Genomic DNA, 26,801 nt, shown 5'->3' with positions numbered 1-26,801 from the left:
CTTTTTAATGAGTGCATTTTGTCGCTATGTAGTAGACTAAAGAAATGAGAAAAATTCCCCACCTGGTTGAACGGACTATCCAATATATGGACGTTACCTATAGCGATGGTCCCGTTTTATCGATAAGGTTTGACAGTGATAATCGTTTTCAATTAGTATGAGTGAGAAGTAATTGATAATCATTTTCAATACTGTGCGGATGTAAAGGAGGGTTCTGATTGAAGAACAACATCAAAGAAGTGAACAGTACATACGACTACGGTTCAGAAGTCGTTACTTACTTACAAAAAGATTATCCTCATTTTATAAAGCCATATAAAAATAATCTAGGAGTAGCTGAGAAAGTCATTCTTCATCAACTCGTTCAAGCGATTCTACGAGAAAAATTAATGAAAGTTGAATGGTTAAACAAGAAAGACTCAACCTCAATCGCTATCATTAAGCTCAACGACGAAGATGAACAAATTGAAGTTCCTATCGCTAAGGTTTATACCTTAAGTCACATTGATATCGACGGTGATATCCTTTATGCGAATGTGTCAGGTCATAAAAAGGTGATAACAAACCCAAGTCAATTCCTGTCGTTACTAACAGACAACGGTTTCGCCACGACCTTCGATCACATCGACCAGTTCTTTGAAGAAATGACTAATAGCACACATAACTATGCGCTTGCATTAACAATAGCTGAAGAAAGAAAAAAGAATGTTCAAAGAGAAGCGAAGCAGCTTGAAGTGAATAATACGATGAATTATGTGCTTGAGAAGAAACGTCAAAACGCATCGTTTAGTCCACTCATTTTCTTTGAGCAGTGGGTCATTCAAGGACATACGATTCATCCGTGCTCTAGAACTCGACTAGGGTTGTCTCCAAGAGATGTAACGCAATTTGCACCTGAGTGGACAGGCGAGCCGAATGTCATTCCTGTAGCCGTTCATAAGAAATTCTGTCAGATGACGAATTTAGAAAATCGATCAGCAACCGGAATTCTATTGGAAGAGTACCCTGAAGTTTCGAATCAATTTAAATTCGTCATGTCTAGTAAGAAACTGAACTTAAACGATTATGAGCTGATTCCTGTTCATCCGTGGCAATTTAAAAATACAATCAAGTCATACTATAAAGAAGCTCTCGACAATAATTGGATTGTCCCTCTTGAAGGGAGCACAATAGAGACAGCAGCACTTGTTTCTTTTCGTTCTTTGGCACCGCTCGGAGATCAGACAAAACATCATATTAAAACGGCTATGAACGTCCAAATGACAAGTGCAATCAGAACTGTTTCAGCAGCTTCAACTCGTAATGGACCTAAGGTATCTTCTGTTCTCCAAACGATTACGGCAAATGACTCACTTATCAAAAGTTCGTTACGTTTTATGAGTGAAGAAGCGGGAATTCATTTCGAACCAGACCCGTCAGTTGGTGCAGACGATCGTTATTTCCTTCAGAAGAATTTAGCATCGATTATAAGGGAGAATCCAGAAGCGTCTCTAACAAATGAGGAAATCGCACTGCCTGCGGCTGCCCTTATTAACGAGTCTCCTGTGACAAATCAACTTTTAATGGAAGAGCTAATTCTAAATTATGCTAGAAATAATAAGTTCGCTTCTATTTCGGCTGCAGCTGTCGACTATATTGAAAAATATGCAAGTGTTCTTTTCCCGGGCGTTTTAACGTTAATCACTAAGTACGGAATCAGCATGGAAGTTCACTTGCAGAATTGTGTTTGCGTGTTTCGAGATGGATTACCTGAACGCATGATTGTGAGAGATAACGGTGGAATTCGGGTCATGAATGAACGATTAAGTCATTTTATCGGCCTAGAGGAGCTTGATGGAAGCACCAATTTAATGACAGAAAGTAGTCAGGAGCTCCTTGATGTCTTTTTCCATGCGCTCATTCATAATCATATGGGTGAAATTATCGTAGCATTATCGCGCAAGTTACAAGTAAATGAAGCGCAACTTTGGAAATCGGTTCGAAGCACGATTAAAGAAATTTATACTTCTTTAACCCGTGACAGTTCGATCCCTAGGTGCAATCTAAAGGATAAAGAACTTATGATGTCTCCGCAATCAAGCATGAAGGCGTTAGTTAAAATGAGACTCACGAATCAATTTACAGAAAATGCTTATGTGGATATTGCGAATCCTTTAAGTTTAACGAACGAGGTGTAACGAAATGTCGATTCAATACATTAAGAGTCTGATGAATGATAGAAACGATAAGGATTTCATGTTAGAAGAAGAAGTGAACTGTATGCGTTTCGTTATGAAACAGCAGCCTTCTAACGCAAATCGTTATATGGCGAACCTAGATAAAGGGCGAAAGGGGATTCTTCATAAATTAGCATCATCAATTCTTAGAGAAAACATTAATAACTTTTATGCTGAAGCGTTTGATCTGAAGAAAATGGGTTCAGTTTATATCGTGAATCGAGAGAAAGATACTAAACAGTGGAAAAAATTTATAAAGCATATCCAGGAGTATCCGATTCGTGAGGACCTTACTTATAAAGTGGTTGAGTCTACTGATTCGTTCATTGTTTTTCCGATTCAGAATGAGTATGCGTTTCAACGAATTGAAACAACGGATGAGATTTTATACATGAACGAGAACGGAATGACTGTCATTAAGCTAGCATCGGACTTAATTAAGCTGTTGTTCGGCCATGACGATCAAGTGAATCTAGATCATTTTATAAATGAGCTTAACAATGGGACGGCTAATCTGGAGTTAGCTTATATGTATGAAGAGTTATGGAAAAAAGAAATTCAGAAAGAAGCAAGTCGATTAGCTGCTAATTCAACAGGGGACTATCTTCTTAAGAAAAAGAAAGAAGATCCGACCTTTTCTCAAAGTTTATTCTTAGAACAACTTGTGCTTGATGGACACCATTTGCACCCTGGAGCCAAGACCAAAATGGGATTAAATCCTGAAGACATTTTCCGTTATGCTCCTGAGTTTCATCAAACGTTTAACGTTCGTTTCGTTGCAGTGGATCGTAAGCATGTCTTAACAACAGACACAGAAACACAGCACTTGCTTGAGCCCTACTATCCAGATGAATTGAAGCAGTGCCTTACGGAGTTAACACAAAAAGGATTAATACCAGATTTGTACGAAATCATACCAGTTCATGAATGGCAGTATGAACACTCGATTCCAAGTGTTTATGCGAGAGAGCTTAATGAAGGAATGATGATGATGATTGAAAGTGTCAAACTAGAAGCGGAGGCGACCTCTTCATTCCGAACCGTTTATCCGAAAAACAGTTCATCACCATCATTAAAGCTTGCGGTTAACAGTCAGATGACTTCTACGATAAGGTCGATCTCGACTCAAACCGCTATGAATTCGACATTGTTTACATCGATGATTCAAAAGATTATGGAAAAAGAACCATTGTTAAAAAACTTTATACCATTAAACGAAATTGCAGGGGTTGCTTTCAACTCAACGGACAAATTAAAAAGTAGAAATTTAACGATGTTGTTGCGTGAAACGATTGAGGATGAGCTGAAAGAAGATGAATTAGCTGTTGCAGGACCTGCATTGTATGCACAATCTCCATTAAGTGACCAAACGATTCTTGCAGAACTTGTTACGCACTATGCGAAAGCGAACAACTTAACGAAGAACAGCGCTGTTTTCCCCTTCTTTGAAGACTACATCACCACTGTCATTCCAGGCTATTTAACATTGATGGTAAAATACGGAGTCGCTCTTGAGGGTCATCTTCAGAATAGTATTCCAGTTTTTAAAGAGGGACGACTTTCTCGCTTCTTTTTCCGAGACTGGGGTGGTGCACGAATTTATAAAGAGCGTCTTGATCAGCAAGGAATTGCACTAACGTTTACCAGTGGATCTGTTTCCATAACCGACAAACTATCCGAGATGCACAATAAGCTGTATTATACGGTTTTCCAAAACCATCTTGGTGAAATCGTCCGTCAGCTTGTTCAATACTCAGGAGTTGAGGAGGAGACGTTTTGGAAGCGAGTTAAGCACGTTTGTGACCAGACATTACAATCCCTTTCCCTTCAAAAAGGGGTAGAAGAAAACGTAGTAAACGATCGTGAATTCTTATTCAAGCCGAATGTTATGCATAAATCACTCACCAAAATGCGATTAACGAATGCAAAAGACTATTGCTATACAGAGGTCGCGAATCCTCTTCATCAAATGGATGAGGAAAGTGAGTAGAATAAAACGGTTAGCATTCAGTGATCATTCGGCTCTAACATCTCGTTCATTTCGGTATTTTCTAGGTGGAAGTTTCTTCGTTCGTACGACAGATTGGATGGACCTTACGCTATTGAACTGGCTAGTCTATCAATGGACAGGTTCTCCAGTCGCTCTTGCGATTCTAAACGCATGCAGATTACTTCCAATCCTCATATTTGGAATACAGGCAGGAGTGCTAGCCGATCGGTATAACCGCAAGACCATTCTCGCGGTGAGTTATATTGGCATAATTCTTACCACTGCTTTACTTTCTTATCTTGTGTTTGCTCAAGTTTCTGTTGTCTTTCTTTATATAGCCGTAGTTGGAAGATCGCTCTTTATGACAATTGAAGTTCCGGTTCGAAATGCGTTCTTATCGGATCTGGTTGATGAAAGCCGACTCGGAAGCGCTATCTCACTCCAAACGTTGGTGATCAACCTTGCACGTATGCTTGGACCAGCGCTTGCAGGCTCGCTCTTGCTTACCGTGAGTGCGCCGGTACTCTTTCTATTCGTTGCATGTGGGACTCTCGTCATGCTGTTTTCTCTAGCTTTCATTCAAACAAATTCTCCTGCATGTTTACTTGATAAACATCACGCAACCAACAAAGAGGACTTGAAAGAAACGTTTCATTATATGAAGGAAAACCGCCTAATTGTTACGATTTTATTGTTCGCGATCGCACCAATGATTTTTGGCTTTCCATATACAACAATGCTTCCGCTGTTTGCTGAAGAGTTGATGGGGATGGGACCTGATGGTTTTGGTTTGTTACTATCCATTTCTTCCATTGGGGCAATCATCGCAACGCTAGTCCTTTCCTTGAACCAACCGCGTTATCAAGGAAAAGTCTTGATTCTCTCTGCCCTTGGGTTCGGATTGTTTCTCGGGTTATTTATTCTATTTAATGGAAGTTATTTATTATCACTTATGCTAATGCTAAGTGTAGGTTTTACGAGTCAATTGTATCGGACGACAAGCAGAATCACACTTCAGATGCAAGTTACACAGGCTTTACGTGGAAGAGTGTTAAGCATTGCCTTAATGGATCGCGCGTATATTCCGCTAGGAGCCCTTCTTATTGGAGTGATTGCTGGTCATTTTGGTACACTCATAGCGGGTTTAGTTATGGGTTTCGGCTGCTTTTTCACGACACTTCTTCTCGTTTGGAGACGTCCGGAACTATGGAATACATAAGGTGGAGGCAACGTGATGGAAACAATTGAAAAGAAAAGTGCTGTCGAAACATACATTGAACAAAGAAAGGGTGGCCAGGACTCAGAGCCAATCTGTGCCTATGTCTATGATCTTGAACGACTTAAGCAACATGCAGAATCGATAAAAAATAGCTTGCCGTCTTTTTGTAGGTTCTACTATGCCGTTAAAGCAAATCCAGCTAAGGAGCTGCTTAATACGCTTGATCCGATAGTTGATGGCTTTGAAGTAGCTTCCATTGGTGAAATCGGTAAAGTAAGCAACGTTTCAGATAAACCGATGTTGTTCGGAGGACCTGGTAAAAAAGATAGTGAAATGGAAAAAGCATTGGATCACAACGTAGACTTTCTAAACGTAGAGAGCTTCCATGAATTAAATCGAATGAATTATGTCGCGGAACAAAACGAGTTGATCCTACCTGTTCTTCTCAGAGTTAATTTAAGTGAGAATGTTTCAGAAAGCAATATCAGAATGTCTGGCGTACCCAGTCAGTTTGGCGTAGATGAACGGGATCTACCAGAACTCATTGAAAAAGCAATGGAGCTAGAGCATATTGATGTAAAAGGTTTTCATTTTCACGCTATGTCCAATAATTTAGATGCACAAGCACATGTGCGATTTGTAGAAATGTGCATCGAAAAATCACTAGCTTGGCGAGATGAGTACGAGTTGAATACGCCCATTATCGACATTGGTGGTGGGGTAGGGATCAACTACTGGAACCCTGATGAACCATTTGACTGGGATACGCTTGCTAATGGATTGGCAGCATGTGAGATCAACTACAAAGATGAGAATCTTACATTATTTCTTGAGATCGGCCGATACTTGACCGCAGAATGTGGGTCTTATGTTGCGGAAGTATTGGATGTGAAAACGAATCACAATGAACATTATGCGATAATCCGTGGTGGATCGCATCATCTCCGATTTCCAGCCGCATGGAAAATCAGTCAGCCGTTTCGAATTTATTCGATTGAAGACTGGGGTTACCCGTTTGAGCGGCCAGAAATCGTTAATGCAGCAGTTACAGTTGCAGGAGAATTGTGTACGCCTAATGATGTGCTAATACGCAAGGAATTTATGACGAAGCTTAGACCTGGTGATGTTCTTATATTCGAATATGCAGGAGCTTATGGATGGACGATTTCTCACCATGACTTCCTTAGCCACCCACATCCTGAACATGTGTATATATAATAGATGCGAGAGCACTTGCCTTTTAATAGGTAAGTGCTTTTATATATGATGAAGAGCTATTAAAAACACTCAGCACCATGTTTGTACTGTGTATTTGAGACACTTCTTACTTTAGAAATGTGTTACGATCATATGTAATGAAAAGGAATAAACGACTTTTTTCTCTTAGATAGCATCGAATACTGAAAGGGGTTACATCGTTTTGAATACCAAATACTTAGACTTACTAGCCCAGAAATATAATAGTGAAGATAAAGTAGTAACTGAAATCATTAACCTTAAAGCCATTCTAAATCTACCAAAGGGTACCGAGCATTTCGTAAGTGATTTGCATGGAGAGTATCAAGCTTTTCAACATGTATTAAGAAATGGTTCCGGAAAAGTAAAAGAAAAGATTACGGATCTATTTGCCGATCTATTAACTGATCAAGAAATGAATGAATTTGCAACGTTAGTGTATTATCCTGAAGAGAAAATTAAGTTAATCAAAAATGGTTTCAACAATGAAAAAGATCTCTATCAATGGTATACCCAGACCATTGAGCGGATGCTTAAACTTATTTCTTACGCCTCTTCTAAATACACACGTTCTAAATTACGTAAAGCCTTACCTACTCAGTTTGTCTATGTTATCGAAGAGCTATTATATAAAACGGCCAATGATCTAAACAATAAAGAAGCTTATTATGAGAAAATCCTTCAGCAGATGATTGCCCTTGGTCAAGCTGATAAGCTCCTTACAGGTCTTGCTTATACAACTCAACGATTGGTGGTTGATCATCTTCATGTCGTTGGAGATATTTATGATCGAGGTCCAGAACCGGATAAAATTATGGAAACACTCATCCATTATCACTCTGTAGATATTCAGTGGGGGAATCATGATGTTCTATGGATAGGAGCTTTTGCTGGATCAAAGGTTTGTCTTGCTAATATTATCCGTATATGCGCGAGGTACAACAATCTAGAAATTATTGAAGATGTGTATGGGATTAACCTTAGACCCCTTCTTAATCTTGCGGAGAAATACTATGATGACAACCCGGCCTTTAGACCAAAGGTACAATCAGACGAGCAATCCAGTCATGAAACCCTACAAAGCACCAAAATACATCAAGCCATTGCAATGATTCAATTCAAACTTGAAAGTCCTATTATCAAGAGGCGGTCTTATTTTAATATGTCAGAAAGACTTCTGTTAGAGAAGATTGATTACGACAACCAAGAAATAACAATTCATGGTCAGACGTATTCACTTGAGAATACTTGCTTTGCAACAATTAATCCTGAACAACCAGATCAGCTATTAGACGAAGAAAAGGAAGTGATGGACAAACTGTTATTTTCTCTTCAACATTCAGAGAAGCTTGCCAGACATATGAATTTTCTGATGAAAAAAGGCAGCCTTTATTTAAAATACAACGGTAACTTATTAATTCATGGGTGTATTCCTTTAGACGAAAAAGGAAAAATGGAAAAAATGACGATTGAAAATAAATCCTATGCAGGTCGTGATTTACTTGATGTGTTTGAGAATTATTTACGCCATGCTTTTGCACATCCAGAAGAGACTGATGATCTTTCAACAGATATGGTTTGGTACTTATGGACAGGTGAATATTCATCATTGTTTGGCAAAAGAGAGATGACAACCTTTGAAAGATATTTCATTAAAGATAAAGAAAGCCATAAAGAGAAAAAGAATCCTTACTATCATCTACGTGAACAGGAAGAGACTTGTCGCAGTATCTTAACAGATTTTGATCTTAATCCAGATCAAGGTCATATTATTAATGGGCATACTCCTGTTAAAGAAATTGATGGGGAAAATCCAATTAAAGCAAATGGGAAAATGATCGTAATAGATGGAGGCTTTTCTAAAGCATACCAATCAACAACCGGTATAGCTGGTTACACGCTATTGTTTAATTCCTACGGTATGCAACTTGTCGCCCATAAGCAATTTAATTCGAAAGAAGAGGTCCTATTAAACGGGGCAGATGTACTATCGGTAAAAAGGTTGGTGGACAAAGAACTAGAAAGGAAAAAAGTTCAGGAAACGAATATTGGTGAGGAATTACAACAGGAACTTACTATATTAAAGAGCTTGATGGAATATCGCTACATCAATTAATTCAAGATGGAACCAATAGGATGAATTTCCTTTTTTCTAAATAAAATTGCATTGTTCATGGAAGAGTAAAGAGAAAAGGGGTTCACTTGATGGCTACTTTTCTTCGATTCACTCAACTTATCCTTCCATGGATTTCCATTGTTTTCTATCCCAAACGTTCTTTCATAAGGTACTTACCAGTGGCTATTTTGGCATCCATTCTTGTTGGCGGGTTGAGTGCCTTAGCTGTTCCTTATAAATGGTGGAGGGTAGATGGGGGTTTGAAGACAAAGATATTTAACGATATTACCTTTATCATGGGACCATTTTTTATAGGAACATTATGGGTCTTTTACTTTACTTTTGGTCATTTAAAACGTTTTGTGGCAATGAATTTAGTCATTGATGGTTTCTTTGCGTTTGTATTCAGTTATGTATTAGAAAAGGCAAACGTTTTTAAATTAATTCATTTTAAACGCATCCATGTTTTTTTAACCTATTTTAGTTTCTCGTTTATACTTTATGGGTTTGAACTACTGATTAACAAAAGGAGATAAGTTCATTTCAACCCTTTATAAGTAGGACCATTCTAAGCAAAATAATGAAATTTATAAACAAAGGGATCTTATCCAATGGTGGATAAGATCCCTTCTCATGTTTACCTACATTGATTTATTTTTTGTTTACAGAAGCATCATAAATGCTGTCTACAGCATTTTGAAGCGCTTCGTTAAACTCTTCATCGGACTGTTTAGCATTTAAGTCTGCAGCTAGTGCTCTTGAGAAGCTTGCAATGAGACCATCATTTTCTTTTAACTTCTCATTTGCTTCATCGCGAGAGTAACCGCCAGATAGTGCAACTACGCGTAAAACGCGTGGGTGCTCAATCAATTCTTTATAAGCATTCGCTTTCGTTGGAATTGACAGCTTCAGCATGACATTTTCATTTTCTGATAACTCATTCAGATGTTTAATGATTTCATCACGCAGAATTTCTTCGGATTGTTCTTTGTTTTTGCTGTTAATGTTGACTTCTGGTTCGATGATTGGCATCAAATCTGAATTCACAATGCGTTTTCCAACTTCGAACTGCTGATCGACTACAGCTTTAATTCCGCTTGTGTTTGGCTCATGAATGACAGAGCGCATCTTAGTACCAAAGATTTTTCGTTCATTGGCACGACGAAGCGTCTCATCTAGATCTGAGATTGGTTTCATAAGCTGTACGCCGTTTTCCTGATCAGCTAATCCTTTATCCACCTTCAAGAAAGGAACAATTCCTTTATCAGCAAGGTAGTCTCCCGTATATTTCCCTTCAATTTCGCGATCCATTGTTTGCTCAAATAGAATAGCGCCAAGAATTTGGTCTGGGTTAAATGCAGGGGATGTAATAATTCTTGTACGCATTTGGTGTACACGATCAAACATCTCTTCCTCATTCGAATAAGCGTCTTCAGGCACACCATACTCTGCTAGAGCTTTAGGTGTACTACCACCGCTTTGGTCTAGCGCTGCAATAAAACCTTTTCCGTTCTTGATTTTGTCGAATTGACTGTTATTCATGTTATCCACTCCTTTTCGATTCTAATCTTCAAAATAACATCCACCTTTACTGTTCCCATTATTCCATCATAACTAACATCCAATTGTTTTTCGCCGTTGAAAAGCAAAAAGCAACTTTACCTTAGGGTGGAAGCACGTAGCTTCAGGAGTCATTGTTGAAATATAAAAAATTCAGAAAAATAATAGGTGGTACTGCATAAAAGTGATAGTTCCTTTATAATAAAAGTAGTTTATAAATGTAGGGGGAGAGGCAATTGAAAACGACTACATATAAAGATTCTTCTCAATTCTTAGAATTCTTCGAAGCAAACAGTAAGATTTTTACAGAAACACTACTAAAAGAAGCTGTTAACGTTAAAGATAAAATTGATGAAATACTAAGAGTAGGCAATATTGATCTTGTTACTAATGCTCATACACTCGTTGTTTATATCATTGAAGAAAATGATCAGGATCTTCACGTTTTTGCAGAACAAGAAGGAATTGCATGGGCAACACATTCTCTTGCTGTCTCTTTTAAATTAGAGTGGGTACAAGCTATACGTCGAACACTATGGGTATTTTTTCAGAAATATACGGAATTGGAAAGTAATGATAAGAGTTTTGATTTTTTTGAAATGGAAAAACAAATTAACAACCGAGTAGACAACTTTTTGAATTCCTTTTTTATAAGTTATACGAAATATAAAGATTCACTCATAAAGGCTCAGAGAGAACTAGTTGAAAATCTTTCCGTTCCCATTATTCCAATTAACCACTCGGTAAGCATCCTTCCTTTAATCGGGGCAATTGATGCTGAACGAACCGAAATCCTTGAGGATAAGGTATTAACCGTAATAAGCGAAATGCGTATCCAAACATTAATTATGGACTTATCCGGAGTTGCAGATATAAATCGTGATGATGTTTACCGATTGATTCAAATCATCGATGGCGCCTCACTGATGGGTTGCACCACTGTTATAACAGGATTAAGGAAGTTAGTTGTAATGAAAGTAACGGAGCTTGGCATTAAGTTAGATAAAAATATTAGAACATTAGGTACATTACAGCAGGCATTAAGAGAATATTTTATTACTTAACGATGTACTATGTGTATAAATTTTTACGGAACAGCTCAAGCTTTCTTACTGAACTGAAATCATTCTCTTATTAACAATACTGAATACCTGTTTTTAGAACATACTAGTAGGAACTATTAATGTAAGAGGCGATTATTTATGATTTCAATTATTGTTACGATATTATTTCTTCTAACTGCCTGGCGTTATGGGGATTGGAGAAACTGGGAGAAGTATTATCCTACAATGCTATACATGATCGTAAATGCGGTTCTTTTTAATGTGATTACATATGAATACCCTACGTGGGAATGGGATGATATGAGTGGTGTCTTCCCCAATCATACTCTTGTTGATATGTGGATTATTTTCACACAGTTCCCTGCGGTTGTTCTATTGTATTTGTCCAACTTTCCCAAAACGGTAGTGGGAAAAATAATAAGGCTATTGTTATGGGTCCTCATTTTTACAGGTTTAGAATGGGGCGTTCTAATCGTTGATTATATTCATTATGACAATGAATGGTCGTTAAAGTGGTCAATTCTGTTTAACTTTGTCACCTTTTCTATGGTTGGTTTACATCATCGGAAACCCTTGTTAACTTGGGCACTTTCATTTTTGTTTATTATATTTCTGTGTATCGTATTCGGAGTGCCGTTGACTAAAATGAGATAGAAAGTTGTAAATGAAATCGGGAACTTACCTTGCTTAAGGTAAGTTCCTATTATTATGTAAGGATAAGTTAGTGAGCAGTGTTGATTTTTGGCTCATTCGAGTGAAACTAAGGTTTCACTCGAATGAGTCAAAAATAGAGAAATCAACAATATGAGCTAACATAGCCTTATGTAAAAAAGTAATGCTCGTTGGTTACGCTTAGCTGATATGCGGATATCAACTGCTTTATAACAACAATCTCTCCGAAAAAAAACTTCTAAAAGATTGAATATATTGGAATTAGACAGAAAAAAAGATCTAGTTGGAACCTTCATCTTTTTTCATACGTATATGTAATAAAGCTAATTAAATTATTCTTAAATACTTTGGAGAAGTGGGGGTGACCTATTTGAAAACCTATACAATTTTATTTATCTTACTATTCGTCATGCATACAACTACTCTAGTGAACGTGACCATATTTAATGGAGAGTGGAATGGGATTGTGCTTTTTCTTTCAACTACTCTATTCATGATTGCTGCGTTCTATTTTGCTATCGAACGTAGAGCGAATAAGAGGTGAAGTGTGGGCATTATGTCAAAGGAATACATATTAAAGCTTTCTAAAGCAACGTTAGCTTTTCAAGGTTTGTGGCTGCTTATGTTTTCGACAAACATTCTGGGAATGATTGGATCTTATAATGAAACCTTGCAAGATATGATCTGGTTACTAATACCGACTTCATAGGAAACGGTCTAGTTGATGAAGGAATTTAGAGTTAAGAGAGCTTTAACATAGAAAGACATGCTTATGATTCTTGCATAAGCATGTCTTTAATAGTGATCAACTTGACTGATATTGTTCGGAAACCATGAAATCTTCTTCCATAAGCACATATGGGTGTGTTTCCATCAAAATTTTAATCAGATAGTCTGGCATTCTTTCTCCATCGTACGCACAAATTAATGGGAACGAGTATTGATTGACGGCTCCGTCTACAATTTTCTCGAAATCTTCTATTAGATGAAGTGGCTCCTCCATACTAGCCCATTCAACATGTGCCCAAGATCGAAAAGAGATCTTTTTTTCCACATATGGCTGTACTACTTTATTAAAGTAAGCCTCAATCGCTGGTGGATGATAACTGCCACTTGAAAAATAGAAATCAAAGCTATTTACGCGGTGAACAAACTTCATTTGTTCTTCCGATAACCGTTCATTTAATTCTTTATAAATCATACGGTAAAGCGGTTCGTTTTCAATTAGAATGACATAATCTCCAGCAAGCACGCCTTCTTGTATATAACTCAATACCTGTTCCATGTACTTCTGCATGTCACTATAGGCATACAACACATGAACACTCTTCTGATCAACAAATAATTGATTCATTTTACTCTGCAAGTCATCACCCTTTCTTTTTATTATTCTTCATATTCTACTAGAATATTGCCCCAAATGCTAAACAAGTGATTTCTATTTTTGGGAGGGTTTACTAATAGTGCCATTCAAGCTGTTATACATTTTCTAATATCCAAGATTGCTTGAAGGTGCATTCCCTCATGGAAAGTTGTCCAGAGTAGTACTTGCTCAATTGTAGTCATCTCCCGGATTTCTGTAGGTTGAAACACCTCTTCTAATCGATCACCATAAGTTTCCTTGATAGTAGAATATTGTTTTTTTAATAGCACCTTTAATTCTTCAAGCGAGGGCGTTTCTTCTGTAAAGTCTTCTGGAGAACTTCCCCAACCGAACCATTTATTGAAATGCTCAGGTATCGATGCTTTTTCCTTCGTTAGCGTCTCAATCCACATATATAGTTCCACATATACATGACCGAGGTTCCACCGGATGTTATTCTTAAAACCTTTTGGAACAGTCTCTCCTTCATCCTCACTCACATTTGCGACTTTCAACAGGTAACCTCTGAAGTCTTCTAATTGATTGAAAAGAATTTCATGCCGCTTCTCCATTAAAACCGACCTCCTCCATCTATACAAATGGATTTCTATGCCATAGTACCCTTTTCCTTTAAGAGTGAAATATCTTCTGCAAGACATAAACACATTGCTATAAAAGTATATATAACAATGGAAGTAAGGTGATACGTTAATCTGAAAGAGGGGGACACAGATGGAAAACACCATGTCTAGAGGTAGGATTTGGGTCGCCAAACTGATGAGCGGTATTGTTATTCTGTTTATGATTCTTGATAGCATGTCAAAATTTTTTAAGCCGACTTCGGTTGTAGAAGGTACAATAGCGCTCGGTTATTCTGAACATCATCTATTGGTGATAGGTATCCTTGGCTTCGTATCTGCTGTTCTTTATGCTCTTCCTCGATCGTCTATTCTAGGGGCTGTCTTATTAACAGGCTATTTTGGTGGTGCAATCTCAACGCATATTCGTTTAGATAATCCCCTGTTTACACATACACTATTTCCAGTTTACTTAGCCATCTTAGCCTGGGGAGGAATTTGGCTAAGAGATGCAAAGCTTCGTGAGCTTTTTCCATGTAAAGAATGCGAAAATGGAAAAGAGAAACTATAAAAAGAGCAATAAAGCAGTAGGAAGCTAAAGCGTTTTTGGTTCCTAAAAAAGCAAAAAAAGCGGCCGGTAAGGTCGCTTTTTTAACAACATGGAGCACAACAAGCATGTGACTTAGAAGGTGTGATTGTGGAGAGGATAGCTGTTTTTAAAGAGTTCATCTGAGTTTTGAAAGAAACATAGTTAGTTTCATATTTCCAAGCGTGTTCATTCACATAATTTATATGGCGCTTATGTTCAGATATTATAGCCTCAAATAGTGATTGATTCATCTTCATTCACTCCTTCCTCTGCTGAGCAACAAGTCTCGCTTTCTTTAATGCCCTCACTATCCTGTTTAGTATAGAAGAATTCCCACTCGTTTCCATCGGGATCTGTAACCCAAAATTTATCTTGAAGCGCATAGCAACAATTTGTATTCATTTCTTCTCGAGCAAAGAAACCAAGTTCTTCAAGTCTGTCTTTATGAGTTAATACATCCTCAAGAGAGTCAACCTGGATCCCGAAGTGTCCAACTTGATTACCTATTACATGATTGCTGAGGTTCAAAGTGAAGTTTAAAGCCAATTTATTAGGTAAGAACTTCGCGTAGTCTTCTTTAACTTTAACAGGTGCACCATTAAAAACTTTAGAATAAAAATCAATGGAAGATGTTAAGTCTGTTACATTAAGACCAATGTGAATTCTTTGCATGAAGAACACCCCTTATATCAATTTTTTTTGATTTATAAGATAAAAATTAGCAACTTTTATCTGTACGAAACATACAACATAGCTGTTCTGACAAGATGTGATTCACTTCTTTCGTGTTTAGTTTGTAATAACTCCATGTTCCTCGAGTTTCCTTTGTAATTAAATTTGCATCCATTAAAATCTTTAGATGGTAGGAGAGCTTTGATTGAGGTAAGTTCAATTTATTAGTTAGGTCACAAACACATAGTTCGTTAGCTTGAGTAATTTCATACATAATGCGCAAGCGTTTATGATCTGAGAGTGCTTTAAACTTTCTTTCATACGTTTTAAATGTCTGCTCAAGTTGTTGGTCAACAACAGGTAAAGTCATGTTGAAAACCTCCTATTCATCAAATTATTTTGATTAATTATAGAATACGAAAATAATCAGTTAATTGCAACCCTTTTCATCAACTTTTTTTGATTAATGAATGGTTATTAATATAACTAGGGTTAGTGTAGTAGTGAAATTTTTTATGAAATAAATCATTGAGTTACTGGTCCTGTTTTGAAATAATTGGAATTGAATGAGTATTATGGAATTCAATAAAGAAAGAGGTCATCCAATGAATAGTTTGGTCTTACCAATTCTTCTATACGTCATCGGGATTTTCATTCTTTACGTTGTTATTGAAACAGCAGTAAGAAGAGGGATTAATAGTTCGATAGTGGGTCAATACCTTGAAGAGAAATACGGTATGAAAGTGGATAAGAAATCTTTTCTGGATCATGATTTAGACAATGAGGAGTAGAGAAGTGAGAGGTGAAAAGCAGACAATTATTTTAAAAATAATTGTTTTCTTTGGTGTGTTTATCCTTGTCTCTAGCCTGTTGCAATTGAAACCTATATCACAGTTATCTTCTAAAATGATGCTACACGTTTTTCATTTTGACTATTCTTCTTTAACAATAGGTACAGTAGAGTTGAAGTTTGATGAATCTCAAGAAGATGTTGCGGTTTCATTAGGAGACCAAATTGCAGATTTTGATCAATTAGGGAAGGATTGGCTCGGTGAATTATCGACTACTGAACCAGAAGTATTCATCATTAAACAAGGGCAATTCCCTGACCCTATCTTAAGAAATGCAAACGGACTCTTTTTTCCAAACACTAATATTATAGCGATTAATGGGAGTTTACCAGTAGAAGAAAGAGTACATGCATTCGCACATGAATACGCTCATTTTTATTTAAATTCATACATAGAGCAACAGAATTTGAAAGCAACTGATCTTCCTGACTGGTTTCATGAAGGTGTAGCTGAGGCTTTTGCACACCGTTTTGCTCCCCTCCCTTTTTATGAAGCAATCACTATGTGGGAAGTTGTCCCTTTTTCTGAAATGGATATGAAAGATCAAAGCGCTGGAACTACCGAGCGGTATATTATGGCGCAATTTACGGTTGAGAAACTCCTTGCTAATCATGGGGACCAAGTGATTGCAAAACTTATAACGGAAACAAAGGAAAAGGATTCTTTCAGCAAAAGCTTTACAGCAGTCACGAGTCAAAAGCTTTCAAGCTATCATAAGTATCTAGAGCGAAATATGGAATTTATTGAAAACATGGAAGCAGATATAGCAAGTGGAGGAAAAGATAGCAAGGTAAAACAAGAGTTACTGAACTATGATGATGAGCAAGGTCCATATTATTACGACGCTCCGTCAGTATATAGCGTGTTACAAAGAATGTATGAAAAGGAACATAAGTGGGGTGAGGCCATCTCACTCTTTTTGAAACAAAGGAAGTATGTAAGAGCTTCTCCATTTGAATGGAAAGAGGCTTCTGAATATGCTTTTTATATGGAAGATTATGAGCGATCTGAAAAGTATGCCGAGAAAGCTGTATCTTTAACAGACGAGAGAAGTGAAGCTGAATTTCAGGAATGGCTGATGGAAGTGGAGAAAAAGAGTAAGGTCAATGAATAGTAAGGTTAGAGTTGAAAGGATGATGCTCGTTGAAAAGGATAGCAATCGATATGGATGAAGTTATGGCGGATTTTGTATCAAAACATCTCACGTTATACAACACTCATTTTGAAGATGCGGTAAAAGAAGAAGACTTGCATGGAACGAGATTGTGGAAAATACGCCCTGATTTTACTAAAGAGATTCTCGATTATGTTGATGATCCAGAATTCTTTTGTGATTTAGAAGTTATGGAAGGAAGCCAGGAAGTCATTCGTGAACTTAGCGAGAGTTACGAGGTTTTCATAACTACTGCCGCAATGGAGCACCCAACGTCTTTCACTGCTAAATATCAGTGGCTAAAGGAACACTTTCCATTTTTATCTGACTTGAATTTTGTTTTCTGCGGCGATAAAAGCATCATTCAAGCGGACTACTTAATAGATGACTCGCCGAGACATTTTGAACGTTTTTTAGGACAAGGGATTTTGTTCACTGCTGCTCATAATTGTAACGAAACCGGGTACGTGAGAGTAAACAATTGGGCAGAGGTAAGAGACTATTTTCTAAGCTAAAGGAGGTTAAGCATTGATAAGAAAAGACGCACTACATACTATTGCATCAGATTAATTAACTATTACATCTGTGATTTGATGGGAGGGAAATAGTTGACGACAACCTATGTAAACTGGGGCGAAGAAAAAGTGAAGTTAACATGGTGCAGTGATAAGCAACTTCCTCCAAGAAGGGCAATTACTAGCGTTCATGGTTTTTGTTTCTTGGAGGGGAAATTGCTTTTAGTGAATTTAAATCATCGGGGATGGGACTTTCCTGGAGGCCATATTGAAAACGGTGAAACTCCTGAGGAATGCTTTAAACGAGAAGCAATGGAAGAGGGATATGTCACAGGAAGTTGCGAACTTTTAGGGCACATTATCGTTAATCAAAAAGACAATCCTAAATGGAATGAAACGAGCCCATATCCGAAGATTGGGTATCAAGTATTTTATAGCATGAACATTGAGAGGGTACATGACTTTAAAGGCCAGTATGAGTCAGAAGAGAGAATTTTCATTCATCCTTTTGAAATAACGAACTACTACCATGATTGGCATGAGGTCTATGAAGAAATAGTGAATGAAGCTTTATAAACTAGTTATAGGTGCAAGAATCCAATAAGTCCAAGCGCCTATACCCCTCTAAATGCAGCCACATACACTATGGTGAATGGATTAGAGGGGGAGATTGGTTTGCAAAGACAGTTTGGATATGGTTATCATCACGGTCATGGTGGCTATTATCCAGGATATGGTTTTCACCATGGTCACACTAGTTACTATCCAGGCTATGGTTTTCATCACGGTCAAGGTAGTTATTACCCGGGCTATGGGTATCATCACAGTCACACAGGGTACTATCCCGGTTACGGATTTCACCACGGCCACGGAACCTATCACAGATAATAAGGTACCTAGTAAAAACATTCATAGAAGCAGTAGCCGCCTTTTTCAAAATGGCGGTTTTTTCTCTGCCTATTTTTATGGACAACCGAATTGGTATGTACCGTTAAAAGATATTATTGAAGTGTGGTTGATTAAATCGTTTACCAGTAAATCATGATTTTTGGAGGAAAAGTGTATCTTCATTTCTTTAACTACTACCTCCTCCAAAAGTTGTAGAGAAGGTCAGTAGTTTAACTGATTTGATACACGAAGTTTTCCTTTATGATCGATACATAGTCTCTTTGTGTTTAAGGAATTCGAGTCATGAGAGGATTAAGGAGGAATTGTCTTGTTTATTAATAAAGTCACACTATATAGTCATGTCATAACAGAACTGAGAGAATTCTATGTTGAAACGTTTGGCTTTAAATTAGTTGAAAATGATAAGAGTGGGTTTGAGATTATGGTTGGAGAAAGTGTATTGGAATTCAAACAAGTCGATAATTCAACGAATCCATTCTACCATTTTGCTTTAACGATTCCTGCTAATAAATTTAAAGAAGCAATGGCCTGGGCACAAGAAAAAGTGACATTAACAAAAGAAGAAAATAAAGATGAGATTTTCTTTAAGCATATAAATGCGCAGTCTTTTTATTTTATGGATCTAGCGGGTAACATTGTAGAATTGATCTCTAGAAAATTGACGGCCCCTTGTAGTGAAACTCTAGGATTTTCAGTTGAGGAAATCCTGACTATAAGCGAGATTAATCTTACTACGACAAAGATAGATTCAGTAGGGGAAAAATTATTGGCGTTTGGTATTCCTGTAAGAGATGACGAACCACTTCAGAATGATTCACTTAATTTCTTGGGAGAAGCGGAGGGCGGTTCATTTATCCTATTAGGACCTCCAAACAGACGCTGGATCTTCTCCAATCAGTATTCAGTTCCGTATCCTCTTATCATTGAAATAGATAATATAAAGCAGATTGAGTTAGATGGCAGAGGAGAAGTTCATTTGAGTTATACTTTTTAGTAGTTTTCTCACAAATTTAAATCAGAACACACCACATCTTTAGTCCTGTTTCCGATAATACAGGTAGTCCTTAGGAAGTATTTTCCATTATACACATTTTAATTAAAAATAATCATGCTAGTATTTAAATTATTAAACTATTTCGACAATGGAGGTTGATGTATTGAAAAGTAGGTACATAGTAAATGTGGCGTTGACCGGTGTTCTAGCTTTTTCGATTGTTCTCCCTAGTCAGGCACTCGCACATGATGAAATTGGTGATGTAAATATTGAGAAAGGCGAGCGTGCGAATTATGAGGATGTTGCTGCACCAGTTATGGAAGGAAGTAAAAACCTTAAATTCTTAAAAGAAGTGGCAGCGCCAGAGATGGACATCGTTCGCGAGGACGGTAAGCAAAATTCGTTTGCTGATGTATATGCTCACAAAGGATACGCCTACGTAGGGACACATGTCCAGAACAATGGAAATGGCGGAGTTCGTGTATTCGATATGAAGGATCCTGCAAACCCTGAAGAGATTGCTGTGTTTGCCAATGATGATATTCCAGGAACTTGGCAAGAAAAAGTAATCGTAAAATCAATCAGCACGCCAGAATTTAAAGGTGATTTAGCAGTTGTTTCTGTGCAGCAGCTAGATAAAAATAATCCAGATTCAAAGGGTGGCTTTCTTCTTTATGATGTTACAAACCCTGAAAATCCTAAGAAACTTGGTTTCTGGGAAGTAACGAAGAAAACGAGAGGCACACACGAATTATATTTAACTACACAGGGAAATCGAGCGGTGGTTGTAGCTGCCAACCCTTATGCTGATTACTACAGTCATGGGGAAGAAAAAGACTTTCAAATTGTCGATGTGACAGATCCAACGAACCCCGAAACGCTCTGGCAGTTTGATCCAAGAACGCTTCCTGAAGTAGCAGATGATTTCAACGGTTATGGCTGGAAATCACCGGATGGGAAGACACGCCCACTTTTCAATCATAGTACAATGGTTGATGAAACTGGAAAGTACGCCTATGTTTCCATGTGGGATCTTGGAACCGTTATGTTCGATATTTCCAACCCTGAGAATCCTGAGTATCTTGGAAGAACAGACTTTGCTTCTGATCAGCAGGGCTCGGCACACTCTGCAACACTTGCAAAAGGTGGTACGATTCTAATTGAAACGCGTGAAGTCTATAATCCTGTTAAAGAAGGATATGAGGAAGCCTATGGGTATACGCGAATTTTTGATATTAAAGATAAAACCAATCCGAAGCTCTTGAGCGAATTCAAAACAGAATTAACGTATGATATTCCTGAAGAAAACAATATAACATTTGCAAAAACAGTTCATGATCCTAAAGTACGAGGAAATACACTTTACCTTTCTCACTATGCTGGAGGAGTTGTAGCAGTAGACATTACAAATCCTTCTGACCCAACGGAAATCGCGCGATATACACCTGAGCAGTCTGATATCTGGGGGGTCTTCGTTGACCGAAATTACATCCTAGCATCAGATATCGGTAGCGGGTTGAAAGTGTTACAGACGAACGGAAATAAACAGAAAGATCAATCGGTTCCACAGTCTTAAAGCGGATACAATAAAACGGGGTAGATAGATGTAGCGCAATGCTACTTTATCTATTCCTTTTTTTATCCTATTGATTAATCACTTAGAAAGATGAGGAATGATGGAATTACTCTTTTACATGGAAATGTTAGCCGGCCAAGATAAGAATAAACCACTTAAGAGAGGATACATAGCTAGGAAAGGTAATAAACCCAACATGCGAATTCTGCCTGAGTATATCAGAACTTATGATACAATTCAGTTGAGTTACATCAATTTCCTTAATAGAATTTGGTGTTAGAAAAGTTACTAAAGGTTGATGATTAAAACTGGAAGAGGTGTTTGTACCAATGGAAGACAAGGTTTTGAAACAATTCGAAATGACACGAAAATTTCTTTTAATGGGTGCAGAGAAGATAACAGAAGAGCATGCTGATCTTATTCCTGGAGGTTTTTCTAACTCGTTACGCTGGCAACTTGGTCATGTGTATGTCACATTAGAGCAGCTTCTTTTTGTTCAAACAAGCGAAGAAGCTCACTTACCAGAAGGGTATAGCGAACTGTTCGCACCAGGAACAAGTCCGAAAGACTGGACAGCAGAGCCACCAAAGCTTGATGAGCTAAAGTCTAACTTGTCTGCACAATTAGAGCGGTTGAAAGAAACGTTTCAGGGTCGTTTAGAAGATGAGATAACAAAACCATTCAAGGTAGGTCCATATGAATTAACGACGATCGGTGAAGTGCTACTATTTGCTATTTACCATGAAAGTGAACACAACGGATGTATGAAGGGATTAAAGAACAGCATCAAAGGAGCAAATTAAACAATGAAAGAGGCTGACCAAAAAGGTTAGCCTCTTTTTTGTAGGCTCTTTTCTAAAGGCTCTTTTCTAAAAGATTGTTGCTTTTGAAACAATTATTGAAAAATCACACTTAGTGATTGGAGCGGAAGGATGCTCGACTCCTGCGGGACTAGCGGGACAGGTGAGACCCCGCAGGAGCGTATGCGACGAGGAGGCTCACCGCCCGCCCCGCGGAAAGCGAGCATCCTGGAGCGGAAATTAACCCACTCATATAGCAACAAAGTCTACGAAAAGAGCCTTTCTAAAAGATGGTTGCTTTTGAAAGCCTTTTTGTATCTATTTACTTGTTAAGATATTTCAATAATTATGACCAGTAATGTTCTTCCAAAAAACGATTAATGTTTACCCTCCGACAATTACCGGCTATCTTTATTCTCTCTAACCTTTTTGAACCATGTTTTGGAAATATGGATTAGGACTTTCGTTATAGGGTATTACTACATAGTCATGCATTCTCAGAAAAGAAAGGAAGACTATGTTACCATATAAGTTCATGCGCTTTAGGAAATGATTAGAAAAGGAGGTGTCAAATTGGATAAATGGATGAAATTTCTTGAAATCAATTCGTCACGCATTTTCGATTTGACGATTGAGCACGCAATTCTGGTAGGGTTAGCGATTCTTGTTGCTCTCTTAATAGGGGTTCCCCTTGGTATTTACTTAACAACAAATAATTATCTTGCCGAGACGGTCCTTCAAATTGCGTCAGTTATGTTAACGATACCAAGTATCGCTTTATTTGGCGTCATGATTCCGGTATTTTCGATGGTCAACCTTGGAATTGGTTTTGTGCCGGCTTTCGTAGCGTTAGTTCTGTATGCACAGCTCCCCATCATACGAAATACATATACTGCGATTCGTAACGTTAATCCGGAGATGAGAGATGCCGCAATGGGACTAGGAATGAAGCCCCACCAACGTCTCTTTCGCGTAGAGATTCCAAATGCGTTTCCAGTGATTATGGCTGGAATTCGAACAGCTGTTGTCATTAATATCGGCATTGGTGTCATCGCTGCCTATATTGGCGCAGGTGGTCTAGGTGTCTTAATCACGCAAGGCATCTCAAGAGGAGATAATTATTTAATTATTACTGGATCTGTTGCTGTTGCGATTCTAGCAATGATTGCAGACGGCTTCTTGCTATGGATTCAAAAAAGGTACACACCAAAAAGCATTGCCAATTAACGAGTGAGGTGAAGGAATGATTACATTCGATCAAACGACGAAAACATATGAAGGCGGTGTTACTGCCGTAAATGGTGTAGATTTTACCGTTGAAAAAGGCGAAATCGTTGTGTTGTTAGGGCCATCTGGCTGTGGGAAAACAACATTGCTTAGAATGGTAAACCGTCTTGAAACGATTTCTGATGGGAAAATTATGATTGATGGTGAAGATTCAATGGCTTTGGATCAAATAGCACTACGGCGAAAAATTGGCTATGTCATCCAAAGCAATGGACTATTCCCAAACATGACAATTGAAGAGAATGTCATGATTGTTCCTGATTTATTAGGATGGAGCAAAAAAGAGAAAAAGGCTAGATTTAATAAATTGATGGAAATGATTGGTTTAAGTGGAGACAAGTTTGGGAAGCGCTACCCGCATGAATTATCCGGTGGTCAACAACAGCGAATCGGTGTCATTCGCGCATTAGCGGCAGATCCACCAGTTATGCTAATGGATGAACCTTTTGGAGCGCTAGACCCTATTATCCGCGAAAAGATTCAAGATGAATTTCTTCAAATTCAAAAAGAAGTAAAGAAAACAATTCTGTTTGTAAGTCACGACATTGACGAAGCGATTAAAATGGCTGATAAAATTGTTCTCTTACGTGGAGGAGAACTGATGCAATATGATACTCCTTCCGAAATGCTTGTGCGTCCTAAGAATGAATTTGTTCGAGAGTTCTTTGGGAAAGATCGTGCCATTAAAAGCTTAAGTTTACATACGATTCAGAACCTGCGAGAAATCATTGGCCTTGTAGATTTTGATGAAGGGATTTCGGACACGAAGACCATTAATGTTCATCATGATCTTCGTAATACGTTATCTATGCTTTTAAATCAGGAAGCTGATCAGGTGATCGTAAGTGACGATGACGGTAAGAAGCTAGGCGCCATTACTATTGATCTTGTCCAAAAGTACCTCCATTTTGAAATCAAGGCAAAACCTGCCCTGGTACAGAAGGGATGATGTCATGAATAAGAAGAAGGTTGTTAGTCTTATTGTTCGTTATTCGGTTTATGGACTGGTCGCTTTGTTCTTTTTCTGGGCGATTAGTAATCATTATTTCGATTATATTTTTAGTGAATCAACCACATTTCTGCTGTTGGTTAAGCAGCATTTACAGCTCGTGCTTGTTTCATCCTTATTAGCATTACTTATTGCGATTCCAGGTGGGATTCTAGTAACACGTAAAAGCTTTCGAAGAGCAGAGTGGGTCGTATCGAATACCGTCAACCTTGGACAAACCATTCCAAGTCTTGCTGTACTTGCTTTGATGATCAGTATTCTCGGTATCGGATTTAAAACAGCTGTTTTTGCACTCTTTATCTATTCACTCCTGCCAATGTATCGAAACACAGTAGCAGGAATTGATTCCATAGATGAGAACCTAATCGATGCTGCTAGAGGAATGGGAATGAAGCCGATTCAAATTCTCTTCAGAATTGAATTACCTAACGCTGCCTATTCGATTCTTGCAGGGGTACGCACTGCAATCGTCTTGAATATAGGAACCGCTGCTCTTGCTTATGTTGTTGGTGGAGGTGGTTTAGGTGTGTGGATCTTTACTGGGATCCAATTGTTTGATAATGGATATTTAATATCAGGGGCGATCCCTGTCACGCTGTTAGCCATTTTGGTAGATTATTTGCTTCGACTACTTGAGCGTCTTATTGTGCCTGAAGGGTCAAAGCCGCCACAAGAATTGTAATGGAACGTCAGGAGGTGTTTACGTGAGAAGAAAATTACTTAGTGGATTCATGATTGTTGCGATACTCTCCATGTTAACATCTTGCTCAACTGTGGGAATTGGGGGGAAGCAGATATCTGTTGGAGGCAAGAATTATACGGAACAATACTTGCTTTCTGAAATGACCTCCTTTCTTTTAGAAGAAGAGGGCTTTGATGTGAAACAAATGAATAATCTTAGCAGTACCGTTGTCCGTAAAGCGCTTGAGAACAAGCAGGTTGATGTGATGTGGGAATACACTGGAACAGCTCTCATTACATACATGGGCCAAGACACCATTGCTGATCCTGTAAAAGCGTTCGAGAAGGTGAAAGAAATTGATGGAAAGAATGATATCCATTGGATGAATATGTCCAATGTGAATAACACCTATGCTCTTGCAATGAAAAAGGAACAAGCGAAAGAATTAGGGATTCAATCGATCAGTGATTTAGCTACTTACATTAATGAAAACCCTGGAGAGCTAACAATTGCGTCTGACGCTGAATTTGCCAATCGTCCTGATGGGATACCTGGGGTAGAGAAAACATACGGATTTGACTTTCAAACAGGTCAAATCAAACAAATGGATATTGGATTAACGCAAAGAGCGCTAGATAATGGACAAGTTGACATATCCGTTGCGTTTGAAACCGATCCAACTATTGTGGAATATGATTTGGTTACGTTAGAAGATGATAAGAACTTTTTCCCTCCTTACCGTGCTGCAGTCACGATTAATGAGGATGTTTATGAGAAGTACCCTGAAGTTAAAGAAATAACAGCGCCACTTGCTGAGAAACTTAATAGTGACATTATGCGTAAGTTGAATTATAAAGTAGATATTGAGGGAAACCCAGTATCGATTGTTGCTCATGATTGGCTTGTGGAAAATGGGTTGTTGAAGAAATAAGAATAAGAGAGGGACAGACGCGAGTCTGTCCCTCTCTTTCTATGGTGCAAATAGCTCTTATAATATACTAGAACTACCTCGACACATACTTATTCCCCGTGATCCAGAATCGATATGGATAGTCGCGAGCTTCACCGGAATTATCAATGCCGATTCTCTTCCCTGCAGAGATTTGTTCAGGGCTATAGCCGCTCTGAATTGTTAGCGGAGCTCGCATTAAGGCATGACCGTAATCATTCGGATCAATCCCAAGAGCTTTCGATAATTTACCAGGGCCATTGGTCCATTCCTTCTGCTTTCGACCAGCTCTTCGCTTTTCCATCAAATCCAAACCACGAACAGGTTCAACAGCACGGATCAAAACCGCTTCCGGATTTCCGATCTCACCACTCACGACATTAAATAAACAATGCGTATGCATGACATACGTATAAGCATTTCCAGCAGGACCAAACATGATTTCCGTGCGCTTCGTTCGTTTATTGTTAAAGCTATGAGCTGCTCGGTCTTCAGCTCCTAAATAGGCTTCCGTTTCAACAATATACCCGGAGGCTAGGCCATCTTCCGTTTCTTTAACTAATTCACATCCAAGCAAAGCTTTTGCTAGATCTAACGTAGGTTTCTGATAGAATTCTCTTGATAAAAGTGACATGAGCAGTTCCTTTCTATGATGATAGGTTATGAAAGCTAGTCTACACATAACTTCTAAGCATTAGTTTCCACAAGTTTTCAATCATTAAACGGTGTGGGAACATGAACATAGCGTTTATCCGCGATTTTTTGAATATATCCGCGAAAATCAAATTATATCCGCGATTT

General features: G+C 38.2%; 28 protein-coding genes. 22 read left to right on the top strand and 6 right to left on the bottom strand.

Annotation, left to right across the window (positions count from 1 at the left end; all coding sequences use genetic code 11):
- The first annotated feature begins 218 nt into the window (after positions 1–218).
- The 6 genes from JI666_RS09745 (at position 219) to JI666_RS09720 (ending at position 9,313) form a co-directional block, all read left to right on the top strand.
- Complete coding sequence (locus JI666_RS09745) at positions 219–2,177, top strand: IucA/IucC family protein (RefSeq protein WP_206891275.1); 1,959 nt, start codon at positions 219–221, stop codon at positions 2,175–2,177.
- A 4-nt stretch (positions 2,178–2,181) separates the two neighbouring features.
- Positions 2,182–4,206 (top strand): IucA/IucC family protein, encoded by a 2,025-nt coding sequence (locus JI666_RS09740; protein WP_286170710.1) that lies wholly within the window; start codon positions 2,182–2,184, stop codon positions 4,204–4,206.
- Complete coding sequence (locus tag JI666_RS09735; protein ID WP_349769318.1) at positions 4,199–5,425, top strand: MFS transporter; 1,227 nt, start codon at positions 4,199–4,201, stop codon at positions 5,423–5,425. The genes JI666_RS09740 and JI666_RS09735 overlap by 8 nt, the downstream gene beginning before the upstream one ends.
- A 15-nt stretch (positions 5,426–5,440) precedes the next feature.
- Entirely contained in the window at positions 5,441–6,643 is a 1,203-nt protein-coding gene (locus JI666_RS09730) for a type III PLP-dependent enzyme (RefSeq protein ID WP_206891272.1), read from the top strand.
- 202 nt (positions 6,644–6,845) lie between these two features.
- Positions 6,846–8,777 carry a fructose-1,6-bisphosphatase gene (locus tag JI666_RS09725; RefSeq protein ID WP_206891270.1) on the top strand — a complete coding sequence of 644 codons (1,932 nt, stop codon included), beginning with the start codon at positions 6,846–6,848 and terminating at the stop codon, positions 8,775–8,777.
- 89 nt (positions 8,778–8,866) lie between these two features.
- Positions 8,867–9,313, top strand: coding sequence for a hypothetical protein (locus JI666_RS09720; protein WP_206891267.1), 447 nt, complete (start codon positions 8,867–8,869; stop codon positions 9,311–9,313).
- Between the two features lie 115 nt (positions 9,314–9,428).
- Here JI666_RS09720 and JI666_RS09715 read toward each other — a convergent pair whose 3' ends face one another.
- The gene (locus JI666_RS09715; protein WP_206891265.1) at positions 9,429–10,319 is read right to left on the bottom strand and encodes a fructose bisphosphate aldolase; all 891 of its coding nucleotides are present in this window, start codon (positions 10,317–10,319) and stop codon (positions 9,429–9,431) included.
- 254 nt (positions 10,320–10,573) lie between these two features.
- Here JI666_RS09715 and JI666_RS09710 point away from each other — a divergent pair, with 254 nt between their 5' ends.
- From JI666_RS09710 to JI666_RS09700, 3 genes are all read left to right on the top strand, one after another.
- Positions 10,574–11,401, top strand: coding sequence for an STAS domain-containing protein (locus JI666_RS09710; RefSeq protein WP_206891264.1), 828 nt, complete (start codon positions 10,574–10,576; stop codon positions 11,399–11,401).
- Between the two features lie 138 nt (positions 11,402–11,539).
- Positions 11,540–12,055 carry a CBO0543 family protein gene (locus JI666_RS09705; protein WP_206891260.1) on the top strand — a complete coding sequence of 172 codons (516 nt, stop codon included), beginning with the start codon at positions 11,540–11,542 and terminating at the stop codon, positions 12,053–12,055.
- Between the two features lie 388 nt (positions 12,056–12,443).
- A complete protein-coding gene (locus JI666_RS09700; protein ID WP_206891252.1) occupies positions 12,444–12,617 on the top strand; it encodes a hypothetical protein in 174 nt (57 codons plus the stop codon).
- 261 nt (positions 12,618–12,878) lie between these two features.
- On the opposite strand, the gene JI666_RS09695 is transcribed toward JI666_RS09700, so the two are convergent.
- Both JI666_RS09695 and JI666_RS09690 read right to left on the bottom strand, forming a co-directional pair.
- Positions 12,879–13,439 carry an MEDS domain-containing protein gene (locus tag JI666_RS09695; RefSeq protein WP_206891250.1) on the bottom strand — a complete coding sequence of 187 codons (561 nt, stop codon included), beginning with the start codon at positions 13,437–13,439 and terminating at the stop codon, positions 12,879–12,881.
- A 104-nt stretch (positions 13,440–13,543) separates the two neighbouring features.
- Complete coding sequence (locus JI666_RS09690; RefSeq protein ID WP_206891247.1) at positions 13,544–14,008, bottom strand: DinB family protein; 465 nt, start codon at positions 14,006–14,008, stop codon at positions 13,544–13,546.
- A 160-nt stretch (positions 14,009–14,168) separates the two neighbouring features.
- Here JI666_RS09690 and JI666_RS09685 point away from each other — a divergent pair, with 160 nt between their 5' ends.
- Complete coding sequence (locus tag JI666_RS09685; protein ID WP_206891245.1) at positions 14,169–14,585, top strand: DoxX family protein; 417 nt, start codon at positions 14,169–14,171, stop codon at positions 14,583–14,585.
- A 249-nt stretch (positions 14,586–14,834) separates the two neighbouring features.
- Here the strand turns inward: JI666_RS09685 and JI666_RS09680 are convergent, their stop codons facing one another.
- Positions 14,835–15,275 (bottom strand): ArsI/CadI family heavy metal resistance metalloenzyme, encoded by a 441-nt coding sequence (locus JI666_RS09680; RefSeq protein ID WP_206891243.1) that lies wholly within the window; start codon positions 15,273–15,275, stop codon positions 14,835–14,837.
- A gap of 46 nt (positions 15,276–15,321) precedes the next feature.
- Positions 15,322–15,645, bottom strand: coding sequence for an ArsR/SmtB family transcription factor (locus tag JI666_RS09675; RefSeq protein ID WP_206891241.1), 324 nt, complete (start codon positions 15,643–15,645; stop codon positions 15,322–15,324).
- A gap of 235 nt (positions 15,646–15,880) precedes the next feature.
- Here JI666_RS09675 and JI666_RS09670 point away from each other — a divergent pair, with 235 nt between their 5' ends.
- From JI666_RS09670 to JI666_RS09615, 12 genes are all read left to right on the top strand, one after another.
- Positions 15,881–16,066 carry a hypothetical protein gene (locus JI666_RS09670; RefSeq protein ID WP_206891238.1) on the top strand — a complete coding sequence of 62 codons (186 nt, stop codon included), beginning with the start codon at positions 15,881–15,883 and terminating at the stop codon, positions 16,064–16,066.
- Positions 16,067–16,070: 4 nt separating this feature from the next.
- On the top strand, positions 16,071–17,240 hold the full coding sequence (locus JI666_RS09665) for an ImmA/IrrE family metallo-endopeptidase (protein WP_206891236.1): 1,170 nt from the start codon (positions 16,071–16,073) through the stop codon (positions 17,238–17,240).
- Positions 17,241–17,269: 29 nt separating this feature from the next.
- The gene (locus JI666_RS09660) at positions 17,270–17,794 is read left to right on the top strand and encodes a 5' nucleotidase, NT5C type (protein ID WP_206891235.1); all 525 of its coding nucleotides are present in this window, start codon (positions 17,270–17,272) and stop codon (positions 17,792–17,794) included.
- Between the two features lie 93 nt (positions 17,795–17,887).
- On the top strand, positions 17,888–18,370 hold the full coding sequence (locus tag JI666_RS09655) for an NUDIX hydrolase (protein ID WP_206891233.1): 483 nt from the start codon (positions 17,888–17,890) through the stop codon (positions 18,368–18,370).
- 99 nt (positions 18,371–18,469) lie between these two features.
- Positions 18,470–18,682 (top strand): hypothetical protein, encoded by a 213-nt coding sequence (locus JI666_RS09650; RefSeq protein ID WP_286170709.1) that lies wholly within the window; start codon positions 18,470–18,472, stop codon positions 18,680–18,682.
- Positions 18,683–19,010: 328 nt separating this feature from the next.
- Entirely contained in the window at positions 19,011–19,697 is a 687-nt protein-coding gene (locus JI666_RS09645) for a toxoflavin lyase-like VOC family protein (RefSeq protein WP_206891230.1), read from the top strand.
- Positions 19,698–19,860: 163 nt separating this feature from the next.
- The gene (locus JI666_RS09640) at positions 19,861–21,273 is read left to right on the top strand and encodes an LVIVD repeat-containing protein (protein ID WP_286170707.1); all 1,413 of its coding nucleotides are present in this window, start codon (positions 19,861–19,863) and stop codon (positions 21,271–21,273) included.
- Between the two features lie 329 nt (positions 21,274–21,602).
- Positions 21,603–22,076, top strand: a complete 474-nt coding sequence (locus tag JI666_RS09635; protein ID WP_206891225.1) for a DinB family protein — start codon at positions 21,603–21,605, stop codon at positions 22,074–22,076.
- 570 nt (positions 22,077–22,646) lie between these two features.
- Positions 22,647–23,300 (top strand): ABC transporter permease, encoded by a 654-nt coding sequence (locus JI666_RS09630; protein ID WP_286170705.1) that lies wholly within the window; start codon positions 22,647–22,649, stop codon positions 23,298–23,300.
- Between the two features lie 16 nt (positions 23,301–23,316).
- Positions 23,317–24,309, top strand: coding sequence for an ABC transporter ATP-binding protein (locus JI666_RS09625; RefSeq protein ID WP_206891222.1), 993 nt, complete (start codon positions 23,317–23,319; stop codon positions 24,307–24,309).
- Between the two features lie 4 nt (positions 24,310–24,313).
- Positions 24,314–25,051, top strand: a complete 738-nt coding sequence (locus tag JI666_RS09620; protein ID WP_206891220.1) for an ABC transporter permease — start codon at positions 24,314–24,316, stop codon at positions 25,049–25,051.
- Between the two features lie 22 nt (positions 25,052–25,073).
- Complete coding sequence (locus JI666_RS09615; protein WP_349769317.1) at positions 25,074–25,982, top strand: ABC transporter substrate-binding protein; 909 nt, start codon at positions 25,074–25,076, stop codon at positions 25,980–25,982.
- A gap of 73 nt (positions 25,983–26,055) precedes the next feature.
- Here JI666_RS09615 and JI666_RS09610 read toward each other — a convergent pair whose 3' ends face one another.
- Positions 26,056–26,634, bottom strand: a complete 579-nt coding sequence (locus JI666_RS09610; protein ID WP_206891218.1) for a DNA-3-methyladenine glycosylase — start codon at positions 26,632–26,634, stop codon at positions 26,056–26,058.
- Positions 26,635–26,801: the final 167 nt, after the last annotated feature.

It is taken from the genome of Bacillus sp. NTK071, assembly GCF_017303315.1.
Taxonomy (GTDB): Bacteria; Bacillota; Bacilli; order Bacillales; family Guptibacillaceae; genus Guptibacillus.
This window is presented reverse-complemented; position numbering and strand designations above follow the sequence as displayed.

Excerpts from the sequence above, each read along its gene's own strand:
- JI666_RS09675 (WP_206891241.1), bottom strand. The coding sequence starts at position 15,645 with ATGACTTTACCTGTTGTTGACCAACAACTTGAGCAGACATTTAAAACG.
- JI666_RS09625 (WP_206891222.1), top strand. The coding sequence starts at position 23,317 with ATGATTACATTCGATCAAACGACGAAAACATATGAAGGCGGTGTTACT.
- JI666_RS09610 (WP_206891218.1), bottom strand. The coding sequence starts at position 26,634 with ATGTCACTTTTATCAAGAGAATTCTATCAGAAACCTACGTTAGATCTA.
- JI666_RS09730 (WP_206891272.1), top strand. The coding sequence starts at position 5,441 with ATGGAAACAATTGAAAAGAAAAGTGCTGTCGAAACATACATTGAACAA.
- JI666_RS09705 (WP_206891260.1), top strand. The coding sequence starts at position 11,540 with ATGATTTCAATTATTGTTACGATATTATTTCTTCTAACTGCCTGGCGT.
- JI666_RS09740 (WP_286170710.1), top strand. The coding sequence starts at position 2,182 with ATGTCGATTCAATACATTAAGAGTCTGATGAATGATAGAAACGATAAG.
- JI666_RS09680 (WP_206891243.1), bottom strand. The coding sequence starts at position 15,275 with ATGCAAAGAATTCACATTGGTCTTAATGTAACAGACTTAACATCTTCC.
- JI666_RS09685 (WP_206891245.1), top strand. The coding sequence starts at position 14,169 with ATGGAAAACACCATGTCTAGAGGTAGGATTTGGGTCGCCAAACTGATG.
- JI666_RS09670 (WP_206891238.1), top strand. The coding sequence starts at position 15,881 with ATGAATAGTTTGGTCTTACCAATTCTTCTATACGTCATCGGGATTTTC.
- JI666_RS09635 (WP_206891225.1), top strand. The coding sequence starts at position 21,603 with ATGGAAGACAAGGTTTTGAAACAATTCGAAATGACACGAAAATTTCTT.
- JI666_RS09720 (WP_206891267.1), top strand. The coding sequence starts at position 8,867 with ATGGCTACTTTTCTTCGATTCACTCAACTTATCCTTCCATGGATTTCC.
- JI666_RS09620 (WP_206891220.1), top strand. The coding sequence starts at position 24,314 with ATGAATAAGAAGAAGGTTGTTAGTCTTATTGTTCGTTATTCGGTTTAT.
- JI666_RS09715 (WP_206891265.1), bottom strand. The coding sequence starts at position 10,319 with ATGAATAACAGTCAATTCGACAAAATCAAGAACGGAAAAGGTTTTATT.
- JI666_RS09690 (WP_206891247.1), bottom strand. The coding sequence starts at position 14,008 with ATGGAGAAGCGGCATGAAATTCTTTTCAATCAATTAGAAGACTTCAGA.